The organism is Ruegeria sp. CK2, assembly GCF_056536585.1.
In genome coordinates, this window is record NZ_JBQFPW010000010.1 from 51,228 (window position 1) to 63,219 (window position 11,992).

The following is an 11,992-nucleotide window of genomic DNA, read 5'->3' on the forward strand; positions in this document are numbered from 1 at the left end:
CAATGCACGCCCTTGTCTCCTGGTTCATTCGCAACCCCGTCGCCGCCAACCTTATGATGGCGTTGATTTTGTTCCTTGGTGTTCAGACTCTGATGAACATCCGCATCGAAGGGTTTCCACGGATTCCGCCTGAAAGCGTTACGATATCGATCGGATATCCAGATTCTACCGCCCAACAAGTAGATGAGTTGGTGACGCAGAAGGTCGAGCAAGCGCTGGAGGGGCTGGAAGGTGTCCGCAGCATTACATCGCGGTCTGAAAATGGCCTGAGCACGATTTCGGTGCGCCGCGCTGGCGGGGCAAAACTTCAGGCGGTTTTGGATCGGGTTCGTATTCGAATTGATGGGCTGACTGATCTGCCGGAAAAGGCGCGGCGTCCTGTGATCGAGGCATCAGGCTTTGATTTCCCGGCCCTCTACGTGAACCTGCACGGCGATGCCGACCCGGCTACGTTGCAGACCTTGGCGCAACGGCTCAAGGAAGACTTGCTGGCGCAACCCGAGTTATCACGCTTGAATATCTGGGGGCTGATCCCGCGTGAATTGCGGATCGAAATCGATCCAGAGCAATTGCGGCACTATGGTTTGACAGTCGCGGACGTTACCCGTGCTATTCGCGAAAACTCGTTGCCGTTTCAGGCCGGTCGTTTGCGTACCGAGGGTGGCACAATCTTTTTGCGGGCGGACAGCCGCGCCAAATACGCCCCGGAATATGCCGCTTTGCCGGTGATAGAGCGAGATGACGGATCGAACGTGCCGCTTGGTGACTTGGCCATGATCGAAGACGGCTTTCTGGATGATGATTTTCTGTTTCGATTGGACGGCAATCCAACAGTCGGCATGGAAGTGCTGATCGGTCAAAAGGAAAACCTGCTGGACATAAGCCGCGTTGTGCGCAGTACAGTTGAAGATTTCAGCCGTCAGTTACCTCCGCAAATTGAGGCTGAAATCTGGGGCGACAGCGCTGGTTACATTGCGGACCGGTTGGCGCTTTTGCGGTCAAATGGCGTGCAGGGTTTGATACTGGTCATCTTGATGCTGTCAGTGTTCCTGAATGTCCGGCTGGCCTTCTGGGTGGCGATGGGTATTCCGATTTCTGTCATGGGGGCAATCGCTGTCTCGGGTTCGAAATGGCTGGACTATTCGCTCAACGATGTCACGACCTTTGGCCTTATCATTGCCTTGGGGATTTTGGTGGATGATGCCGTTGTCGTTGGCGAAAGCGTTTTTGAAGAGAGACGCAAGGAAAAAGACCCGATCAAAGGCACTGAGCGTGGCGTACATCGCGTGGCCGTCGCCACAGTGTTTGGTATTCTGACCACAATTGCTGCCTTCTTCCCGATGCTGCTGATCGACAATCCGCTGGGAAAAGTGCTGGCAGGGTTTTCAGGTATCGTCATTCTGACGCTGATCTTTTCCCTGATTGAAAGCAAATTCATCTTGCCGGCCCATCTGGCGCATATCCCGTTGGATCAGGAGAGGCGGTATCTGGTGACGCGGATCTGGGGCCGCGTTCAGGACGGGGCGCAAGGCGGTTTGATCTGGTTTAGGGATCGCATTTACTACCCGGTCCTCGTGGCGTCGGTTCGCCAACGTTATGCGGTATTGATCCTGTTTGTCGCGGCTGCGCTGCTTGGCATCGGGCTGATGGGCAAAGGTAAAGTCAAAACAGTTTTCTTCCCCGATGTGCCCGGACAGGTGATTACCGTGAACCTAGAAATGGATGCACGTGCGCCTTTTGCGCTGACCCGATCTAATATTAACCGGATCGAAGCGACGATCGAGCAGTTGAACATCGAGCTGGCGGACCGCGCTGGCATGCGAGAACCTCCCATTCAAACTATTTTCACGATCATCAGCAGCGCCGGTAGCGCCCAGATAATTGCGGAAATGCTGCCGGTGGCCGAGCGTCCCAACGTGCAAATTCTTGATGTCGTGCGTGAATGGCAGAAACGCGTCGGAGACGTTGAAGGCGCAACAGAACTAGAGTTCACTGGTTCAGAATCCCTGGCCGGAGGGTTCCAGATCAGGCTGGTATCGAAGGATGATGACCTGCTGCGAAGGGCCAGTGCGGACATGAAGACGTTTTTGTCCGAGATCGACGGAGTGACGAATCTAAGGGACGGGCTTGTGGGCGGACAGCCCGAGCTAAAACTGCGCCTGCGTCCAGACGCGCGCAACTTGGGTTTCAATGCCGAAACTCTGGCCAGTCAGATCGGTTATGGATTTGGCGGGTCTGAGGTCTCCAAGGTTCGGCGCGAGGGGTCCGAAGTGCGTGTTGTTGTCCAGAATGCCCGTGAAAGCCGGGACACGCTGGCGGATCTGATGCAGACGCGGTTGCGCAGTAAAACCGGCGCGTGGGTGCCTTTGGAAACGGTGGCGGACATCGAGGGCAGTTATGTGTCAGGGGCGATCAATCGTCGGGATGGTCGGCGCATGAACCTTGTTTCCGCATCGGTCGACCGGTCAACTGTTGCACCAGAAGAGGTAGGGCAGGCCGTATTCCAGCAATTGGTTCCAGAGTTGCACGCGAGTTATCCAAGTGTGAAAGTTCTGGCCGCGGGTGAGCTGGAGGAAATAGCGGAAATTAGTGGTGGGTTAAAGCGCGCGTTGCTGCTGGCAGCCGTGTTGATCTATGTCTTGATGGCCGTGCCGCTAAAAAGCTACTGGCAGCCCTTTGTCATCCTCGCCATCGTGCCATTCGGTTTTGTTGCCGCAGCGGTCGGGCACCTGATTATGGGTGTGACGCTGTCGATCTTTTCCTTCTTCGGAATGCTGGCGCTGACCGGGGTCGTGGTAAACGACAGTTTGGTGATGATCACACGCTATAATCAAGCGCGCGAGGAGGGCGAGAGCGTAGATCGCTCATTGCACAGTGCAGGCGTCGGTCGCTTTCGTCCGATTTTCCTGACCACAGCGACGACAGTCATCGGATTGCTGCCCCTGATGACAGAAACTTCGGAACAAGCGCAGTATCTGATCCCAGCCGCGGTTTCTTTGGCCTTCGGTGAATTGTTCGGAACGGCCCTGATGCTGGTTCTTGTGCCCGTACTGATCGCAATCGCGGAAGATGTCATTTCCTTGCTGCGTCCGGGATCACGCCAGAGCCAACTTCGCAAGGCTTCGACATGATCCTCAAACCCGCCTGCACTATTCAAAGTCTGAGAACGCGTCTTTGTCGCGCGGTCTTCATCCTAAATAATCCGATGCCCTGAGTTCTGTTGGTGAACTACGCCGTGTCGGATCCCTGCAGCTTGCGATTCAATCTGATAGGTGTCATTAACAACCATGCGCCAACTATCTTCAGTGTGCGGAAAGACTTACCTTTTCTGATCCTGCAAGCTTTGAAATACGGGAATTCAAAAGCATCAGTTTTGGGTACATGATTGTGCGGCGATCCAGATTGGTAAATCAGGGCGCAGTGCGTACGCCGAAAGCGCATCTAAACAACGCATGAATGCCTGCGGATTGGCGCCGCAACACTTGGCGAAATTTTATGTGCCCTACAGCCTTTGGCGGCGGGTTTGGTGAGGTCTTCGTGCGCTGCAATCGGCCACAGACTACGTGGCTGAACTGACAGCAGCGGGACAGCAAGCTCCGAACTGTGAGGGGTACCTCGTGCAGGCGACGGGCATTGGTAAACACCTAAGGCGTGTAGTAAACGAGTTGACAATGGATAACGTATTTTGGATACAAAACGCAGAGTCCGAACTGAATCATCGCCCGCATACACCGCAAGGACCGTATGAAACGGTCATGGGTCAGGGCTTGGACCATTGAAACGGGAGGAAGCAATGAAGTTTACAATGTTGGCTGCCACGGCAGTTGCAGCACTCACCGGTTTTGCCGCACAGGCAAATACGCTGGTGTATTGTTCAGAAGGGTCGCCGGAAGGCTTTGACCCCGCGCTGTTCACCGCAGGTACGACCTTCGATGCGTCTTCGCATCCGATCTACAATCGTCTGCTGGAGTTTGAGACCGGAACCACCAACGTGGTCCCCGGACTGGCGGAAAGTGTAGAAGCCAGCGATGATGGTCTGGAATACACGTTCAAGCTGCGTCAGGGTGTCAAATTCCATTCCAACGACGAGTTCACCCCAACCCGTGATTTCAACGCGGATGACGTGATTTTCTCGTTCATGCGTCAGAAAGACGAAACCCATCCCTATAATCAGGTGTCGGGTGGAACCTGGGAATACTTCCAGAGCATGGGCATGCCTGATCTGGTCGAGTCCATCGAGAAAGTCGACGACTACACGGTGAAGTTCACCCTGTCCAAGCCCGAAGCCCCTTTCGTGGCCAATATGGCGATGGATTTTGCCTCGATCCTGTCGGCGGAATACGCCGATGCGATGATGACAGCGGGTACGCCTGAAAAGTTGAACACTGCACCGATCGGGACGGGCCCGTTCTCATTCCTGGCCTATCAGAAGGACGCCGTGATCCGGTATGCCAACAATGGTGACTACTGGAAAGCGCCTGCCGATGTGGACAATCTGATCTTCGCGATCACGCCAGACGCGTCTGTTCGTTATCAAAAGCTGAAAGCGGGCGAGTGCCACATCATGCCGTATCCGAACCCCGCCGATATTCAGGCGATGAAGGATGACGCAGACATCAACATGATGGAGCAGGAAGGCCTGAATGTTGGCTACCTTGCGTATAACACCACCATCGCGCCGTTCGACAATCCGAAAGTGCGTAAAGCGCTGAACATGGCGATCGACAAAAACGCGATCATCGATGTGGTTTTCCAGGGTTCGGGCCAAGTCGCCAAGAACCCCATCCCGCCAACTATGTGGGGCTATAACGACGCAATCGTTGATGACGCCTATGATCCCGAAGCAGCCAAAGCGATGTTGGAAGCCGAAGGTGTCAAAGACCTGAAGATGAAGGTCTGGGCAATGCCTGTGCAGCGTCCGTATAACCCCAACGCGCGCCGTATGGCGGAACTGATCCAGGCTGACTATGCAAAGGTTGGCGTCGATGTTGAAATCGTGTCGTACGAATGGGGCGAATACCTGTCACGTTCGAAAGACCTGGACCGGGATGGTGCGGTACTACTGGGCTGGACCGGTGACAACGGCGATCCGGACAACTTCCTGGCGGTTTTGCTGGGCTGTGACGGTCGCGAAGCATCGAACCGCGCACAATGGTGCCATCAGCCGTTCGAGGACCTGATCCTCGAGGCCAAGCAGTCTACTGATCAGGCCGAACGCACCAAGCTGTATGAAGACGCTCAGGTTGTCTTTAAGGATCAGGCGCCTTGGGCAACAATCGCCCACTCGGTCGTCTATATGCCGATGAGCAACAAGGTCCAGGGCTACAAAGTTCATCCCTTGGGTGGTCACATCTTCTACGGTGTAAGCGTCGAATAACCCACCACTCACTGACCGGAGCCGCCCCAACTGGCGGCTCCGGTTTCTTTTGGAGAACAGTCTGAATGCCAGATTTGTCCGAGTACCGCCAACTGGCAAAGGACATGTCAGTCGATGCTGTGGCCCTTGTGCCCGGCCCGAATTTCACCCGCGCTATCGGCCACGCTTTCATGAGTCACGAGCGACCCTTTGTGGTCGTCGTCCCCGCTTCGGGCAAACCAGCCGCAATTGTTCCCAATCTTGAACTGGGGTCCTGGGATCTGGTCGGCTTTGACGGCGCGGTCTTCGATTGGCGTGACCAAACGGGGTATGATAGGGCGTTTGCAGAGCTTGCGGCGCACCTGCCGATGGCAACACTGGCCGTCGAAGGGCAAGTCATGCGCGTGTTCGTATCCAAGGCGCTGACAAAGGCACTTCCGAACTTGCAGATCGTCGATGCCGAACGCGAGATTTCCGGTCTTAGGATCATCAAAACTGAAGACGATATCGCGTCTTTGCAAGCGGCCATCGATATCTCAGAACGCGCGTTGGAGCGGGTCATTGCTGATGTGCGTATCGGCCAAACGGAAAAACAGATTGAGCAGGCGCTGATACAGGCTCTGTTCGCAGGAGGGGCTTCCTCACTGGCCTTTTCGCCGATTGTCGCGGCTGGCGATAACTCAGCCCAACCGCATGGCAAAGCAAGGGCTGACTACAAGATACAGTCCGGAGATGCGCTGCTTTTTGACTTTGGCGCGCGCAAGCATGGGTTTGCAGCGGATATCACCCGAACATTTTTTGTAGGCGAAGTCTCGGATGAGGGCAGGGCGGTCTATGATACTGTATTGAGGGCCAATCAGGCTGGGTTCGAGGCTTGCCAACCCGGCGCGACCGCTCATGACATTGATGACGCTGTGATCAATGTCCTTGAAGCATCGCCTTACTCCGATCGCATTCGAACCAAAACAGGCCACGGGCTGGGCCGCGATGTACACGAGGCCCCCTATATCATGCGCGGGAACGACCAGGTGATCCGCGCTGGCATGGTCTGGACGAACGAACCGGGTCTTTATGATCTTGGAAACTTCGGCGTTCGCATCGAAGATGATGTATTGGTGACTGAGGATGGTTGCCGGTCTCTGACCAGCTTTCCCAAAGACCTCAGAATCATAGGTCGCTGATGTTTGGCTATTTCATATCCCGATTGGGCATGTTCATTCCAACCTTCCTTGGGGTGACTTTGATTTCCTTCATGTTCATCCGTGTGCTGCCCGGTGACCCGATCATCGTGATGGCCGGTGAACGTGGCATGACCGAAGAACGCTATCAGGAAATGGTAGAGAAACTGGGCTTCGACAAACCCGTTTTGCAACAATACTGGGACTATCTGACCGGCATCATGCAGGGTGATCTGGGCGAAAGCTTTGTCACCAAGAAACCGGTTTGGGACGAATTCTTCGCTTTGTTCCCGGCAACACTGGAACTGTCTATTTGTGCGATGATTTTCGCGGTGGTTTTGGGGTTGCCCGCCGGGGTGATCGCGGCGGTGAATCGCGGCAAGTTTTTTGACCGCGCGCTGATGTCGTCGGCGCTGGTTGGATATTCTATGCCGATCTTCTGGTGGGCGCTGCTGCTGATCATCGTGTTTTCCGGCAATCTGGGCTGGACACCGGTCTCAGGTCGCATTGATCTGCTTTACTATTTTCCAAGTGTCACCGGCTTTATGCTGATCGACAGTTTGTTGTCAGGTCAGGCTGGTGCATTTCAATCTGCCGTTCGGCACCTGATCTTGCCCACGATTGTTCTTGGCACCATTCCTCTGGCCGTCATTGCGCGTCAGACCCGATCCGCCATGCTTGAAGTTTTGGGCGAGGATTACATCCGAACAGCCCGTGCCAAGGGCCTGTCGCCAACGCGGATCAATGGGCTACACGCGCTTCGCAATGCCCTGATCCCTGTGATTACGGTCATAGGCCTTTCGGTCGGCACTTTGTTGGCCGGGGCAATCCTGACCGAGACCATCTTTAGCTGGCCGGGGATCGGCAAGTGGATGGTCGACAGTATTTTCCGCCGGGACTATCCGGTGGTGCAGGGCGGTCTGCTGATGATTGCGGTGATCGTCATGCTGGTGAACCTGCTGGTCGATGTTCTTTACGGCATCATCAACCCGAAAATCCGGAGGCGGTGATGGCAGAGCTTTCCGCAACCCCGACCAAGACCGAAAACCGCCCCAGCGCGCTGCGCGAGTTTTGGTATTACTTCAGCGAAAACCGTGGCGCCGTGATTGGCCTGTGGGTCTTTGCGGCCTTTGTTTTCTGTGCTGCCTTTGCCCCTTTGCTGGCCCCATATGACCCAACCGAGCAATTCCGGAACCACATCCTGCAACCCCCGGCGTGGCAAGAAGGCGGCAGCTGGGCGTTCCCGTTGGGCACCGATCCGTTGGGTCGGGACATGCTGTCTCGTCTGATCATGGGCTCGCGCTATTCCTTCTTTGTCGGGATCGTCGTGGTGGTTGTGGCCGTGTCGGGTGGTGTGATCATCGGCTTGCTGTCCGGCTTTGCTCCCAAATGGGTCGATACACTGATCATGCGTGTCATGGACATCATTCTGGCCTTTCCATCGCTGCTTTTGGCGCTGGTGTTGGTCGCCATTCTTGGCCCGTCGCTGACCAATGCGATGATCGCCATCGCGATCGTGTTTCAGCCGCATTACGTGCGTCTGACCCGCGCGTCGGTTTTGGCGGAACGGCAGAAGGACTATGTCACCTCTGCGCGGGTTGCAGGTGCCGGAAGATCGCGGTTGATGTTCATCACGGTTCTGCCGAATTGTCTGGCGCCGATCATCGTGCAGGCGGCTTTGTCCTTTTCGACGGCTATTCTGGATGCGGCCGCACTTGGCTTTCTAGGTATGGGCGCGCAACCGCCCACACCTGAATGGGGCACCATGTTGGCCGAAGCACGCGAGTTTATTCTGCGCGCCTGGTGGGTGGTAACGTTCCCCGGTCTGGCCATTCTAGTCACGGTGCTTGCCATCAATCTGATGGGCGACGGGCTGCGCGATGCGCTGGACCCGAAACTGAAGCGGAGCTGATTGCATGAGCCTTTTGGAGATCCGAAACCTTTCGGTGGAGTTTGCTACCGCATCCGGGGAATTCCGTGCAGTGGATGGGGTCGACCTGTCCGTTAACAAAGGCGAGTTACTGGCCATCGTGGGTGAAAGCGGCTCGGGTAAATCCGTTTCGATGTTGGCTATGATGGGTCTATTGCCCTGGACCGCCACCATCACCGCAGATGAGATGAGTTTTGAAGGGCGCGACCTGTCGCAAATCTCAGCGAAGGAACGACGCAAGATTATCGGCAAGGATATGGCGATGATCTTTCAGGAACCGATGTCCTCGCTCAATCCCTGTTTCACGGTTGGGTTCCAAATCAAGGAAGCTCTGCGCATTCATTTGGGTCTGAACCGAAAAGATCGGCATCAACGTGCCATTGAGTTGTTCGATCAGGTGGGAATTCCGGCGCCGGAAAGTCGCCTGAACACGTTTCCGCATCAGATGTCGGGCGGCATGAACCAGCGTGTGATGATTGCCATGGCAATTGCCTGCAAGCCCAAGTTGCTGATCGCGGATGAACCGACAACAGCGCTGGATGTGACTATTCAGGCGCAGATTCTGGACCTGCTGGTTCGGCTGCGCGATGAACAGGGTATGGGGTTGGTTCTGATCACCCACGACATGGGCGTGGTTGCTGAAACGGCCGAACGGGTACAGGTCCAATATGCAGGTCAAAAGGTCGAGGAACAGACAGTCAGCGACTTGTTCCGCACGCCACGCCATCCCTATACATCCGCGTTGCTCAGCGCATTGCCGGAACGGGCCACGTCAAAGCTGTTGCCGACCATTCCGGGCGTTGTACCGGGTCAGTTTGACCGGCCCAAAGGCTGCCTGTTCGGACCACGATGCAGGTTCGCCGACGAAACCTGTGTAGAAACGCCGCCTGTTCCGCATGGCGAAGACTTTGGCAAGGCGCGCTGCCACCATGTCGAAAAGATAGCAGCCGGAGAATTGGCATGACTGCACCCATCGTACAGGCGACCGCCCTTGCGCGGTTCTATACGGTCAAAGGTGGGTTGTTGTCGAAACCGGCCACCGTAAAGGCGTTGTCAGGCGTCGATTTCGATCTGCAGCCAGGCAAAACACTGGCGATCGTTGGAGAATCCGGCTGTGGTAAATCCACGCTTGCGCGGTTGGTGACAATGATCGAAGAGCCGACTTCGGGCAGTCTGACGATAGATGGCGTCGACATCACGCCATCAAAGTGGCGCGATATGCGCGAAACCGTGCAGATCGTGTTTCAGGACCCTTATGGTTCACTGAACCCGCGCCAACGGATCGGGCAGATTCTGCAAGAACCGTTGATCATCAACCGCCCAGAGATGACAGCAGATGATCGTGAGGCGCGCGCGCGTGAGATGTTGGATTTGGTTGGCCTGCGCCCAGAACACTATGACCGCTATCCACATATGTTCTCGGGTGGTCAGCGCCAGCGGATCGCCATCGCGCGCGCGTTGATGCTGAATCCAAAAGTTTTGGTTCTGGACGAACCTGTCTCGGCATTGGATGTGTCGATCCAGTCTCAGATTCTGAACTTGTTGGTGGAATTGCAGGAACGGCTGAACCTGGCCTACCTGTTCATTTCTCACGACCTGTCTGTGGTAAAGCATTTCGCCGACGATGTGATCGTCATGTATCTGGGCCGCGCAGTAGAAAAGGCCGCAAAAGAAGATCTGTTTACGACCCCTCGACATCCGTATTCCAAGGCGCTTTTGTCCACCACTCCACGGGCTGACCCCGAAGCTAAGAAAGACCGGATCAAGCTGGAGGGTGAATTGCCGTCGCCGATGAACGTTCCAAAAGGCTGTGCCTTTGCCCAAAGGTGCTGGCTGGCCACGGATGAGTGCCGATCGGCACCGCCCGAGCTAAGTGGCACGGCGCATCAGGTTGCCTGCCTGTATCCCTTGTCATAGGGAAACAGGTTCCCGGACGCCACGTTTTGCGACAACCATTTCCAGCAGTTGATCTTTGGTGCGTTGGATGTGCCGGGTCAGCAGATCACATGCTTCTTCGACGCGTCCGGCTTGTGCCAGTGACAAAAGCTGACGATGATCCGCTTTGGCGGGCTCTCGTTGCTCCATCACACTGAGGTGCATCCGGACATAGCGGTCGGATTGAAGGTTGATCCGCTGCAGAATTTCGTTGGTCAAACTTCGGTCAGCGGCAGCATAAAGCGCCGAGTGGTATTCATAGTTCAAAGCGCCCCAGCGCCCGACATCGTCAGCGTCATAGGAGCGTTCCATTTCGTCCAAAAGATGCGCGCATCTGTCGAAATCGTGCGTGCTCATGTTTGGGATTGCGTATTTGAACAAATCCACTTCCAACAAAACGCGCAGGTCAAAAATCTCCCCGATCTCGGACAAAGATCTTTTGCTCACCGATGCGCCGCGATTGTTGGTCAGTTGTACCAGACCCTCCGCATCCAGCCGTTTCAACGCTTCGCGAATGGGCATGCGGGATACATCGTAGTCAACGGCCAGCGCTTCTTGCCTGATTGTTTCGCCTTCGATCAATTCACCGGCCAGAATCCGTTCGCGAAGATCGTTGGCAATGACATCGGGCAGGCTTTGTCTGGGAATTGCGCGTTTACTTAACATTTTGACGTTCAGGGACCTGCTTTAATTTATATCCAGAATACAAATTTTAGCTTCGTTTTCCAAGACATTTGCCAACACGTCGACCGGCGGTTTGCAGGGTAGGTTCCGTTCCGGTCTACGGCGGCAGTGTCCCGTCTGGCCGTCGCGGACATGACTTTTTTGTTCTTGCCGGCCGGAAGAGACAGTCAATTCCAGAAATACGCGTAGTGCTGAAGTGGTCATGCAGGTGACGACATAAAGACTGAATTGAGCAAAAAGGTTTTGAACAAATGCTACAGAGTCAAAACAACAGACAATTGATTTTTAGGCGCAGAAAGCTGCGCACCAGCTTTGATATGACTTCAAGAAAGGCGTTGTTGTTGTTTCTGGCGATGCTTCTGGCGTTTGGTATTGCGTCGGCGCAAAGCGCTTCCGCTGCCGACATCGTACCGCAGACCGGCACGTGGCAAGGGCATTCTCAGGTCCGCGGGGTTTCCGGCTGTACCGCTGAAATTCGCGCTGAAATAGAAGCAGAGCCACAGGAGGAAGTCCTATATTCCCAGCCTGTTGCGCTGACGGCACCGTTCGACCTTCGACAATTCAACACCGTCTGGGAAACCGATGTAAACTGGGCCAGGCGGGGGTTGAACTTTTGGACCGGAACCTTGGTCGAAACAGAACGCTCTCCGTTCGGAAGCGTGACCAGCACGACGGAAGTTGAAACATTCGTATTGAATGAAGTGAAAATCCTGCAGAAAGCCATCGTAACAGTGTCTTTTTCAAGCGCACTGGCCAAGCAGTTGGGCACCTCAACGCCCTGTGTTATTGATGCCGACATCACGCATCAACGGGTCGGACCGTAGCGGATTGGATGCCTGTTCGGGCCAGCGCCGAAATCAACCGTACAGCCTTTGTGAATGGACGTCCTCGAGCATGCGCGCTAGCTTG

At 55.3% G+C, this 11,992-nt stretch carries 9 protein-coding genes; 8 read left to right on the top strand and 1 reads right to left on the bottom strand.

Annotation, left to right across the window (positions count from 1 at the left end):
• Positions 1 to 2 precede the first annotated feature (2 nt).
• The 7 genes from ACR0BU_RS15530 (at position 3) to ACR0BU_RS15560 (ending at position 10,381) form a co-directional block, all read left to right on the top strand.
• Positions 3 to 3,131 carry an efflux RND transporter permease subunit gene (locus ACR0BU_RS15530; RefSeq protein ID WP_480737990.1) on the top strand — a complete coding sequence of 1,043 codons (3,129 nt, stop codon included), beginning with the start codon at positions 3 to 5 and terminating at the stop codon, positions 3,129 to 3,131.
• Between the two features lie 662 nt (positions 3,132 to 3,793).
• Positions 3,794 to 5,377, top strand: a complete 1,584-nt coding sequence (locus ACR0BU_RS15535; protein ID WP_300069609.1) for an ABC transporter substrate-binding protein — start codon at positions 3,794 to 3,796, stop codon at positions 5,375 to 5,377.
• Positions 5,378 to 5,442: 65 nt separating this feature from the next.
• Positions 5,443 to 6,537, top strand: coding sequence for a M24 family metallopeptidase (locus tag ACR0BU_RS15540; protein WP_480737991.1), 1,095 nt, complete (start codon positions 5,443 to 5,445; stop codon positions 6,535 to 6,537).
• Positions 6,537 to 7,544, top strand: coding sequence for an ABC transporter permease subunit (locus tag ACR0BU_RS15545; protein ID WP_298936219.1), 1,008 nt, complete (start codon positions 6,537 to 6,539; stop codon positions 7,542 to 7,544). Before ACR0BU_RS15540 ends, ACR0BU_RS15545 begins: the two co-directional genes overlap by 1 nt.
• Positions 7,544 to 8,446, top strand: a complete 903-nt coding sequence (locus tag ACR0BU_RS15550) for an ABC transporter permease subunit (protein ID WP_298936220.1) — start codon at positions 7,544 to 7,546, stop codon at positions 8,444 to 8,446. Before ACR0BU_RS15545 ends, ACR0BU_RS15550 begins: the two co-directional genes overlap by 1 nt.
• 4 nt (positions 8,447 to 8,450) lie before the next feature.
• Positions 8,451 to 9,428 (top strand): ABC transporter ATP-binding protein, encoded by a 978-nt coding sequence (locus ACR0BU_RS15555; RefSeq protein WP_299081681.1) that lies wholly within the window; start codon positions 8,451 to 8,453, stop codon positions 9,426 to 9,428.
• Entirely contained in the window at positions 9,425 to 10,381 is a 957-nt protein-coding gene (locus ACR0BU_RS15560) for an ABC transporter ATP-binding protein (RefSeq protein ID WP_480737992.1), read from the top strand. Before ACR0BU_RS15555 ends, ACR0BU_RS15560 begins: the two co-directional genes overlap by 4 nt.
• Here the strand turns inward: ACR0BU_RS15560 and ACR0BU_RS15565 are convergent.
• Positions 10,376 to 11,065, bottom strand: a complete 690-nt coding sequence (locus ACR0BU_RS15565; RefSeq protein WP_480737993.1) for a GntR family transcriptional regulator — start codon at positions 11,063 to 11,065, stop codon at positions 10,376 to 10,378. The two genes, ACR0BU_RS15560 and ACR0BU_RS15565, sit on opposite strands and share 6 nt — an antisense overlap.
• A gap of 335 nt (positions 11,066 to 11,400) precedes the next feature.
• On the opposite strand from ACR0BU_RS15565, the gene ACR0BU_RS15570 reads away from it, so the two are divergent.
• A complete protein-coding gene (locus tag ACR0BU_RS15570; protein ID WP_298936223.1) occupies positions 11,401 to 11,907 on the top strand; it encodes a hypothetical protein in 507 nt (168 codons plus the stop codon).
• Positions 11,908 to 11,992: the final 85 nt, after the last annotated feature.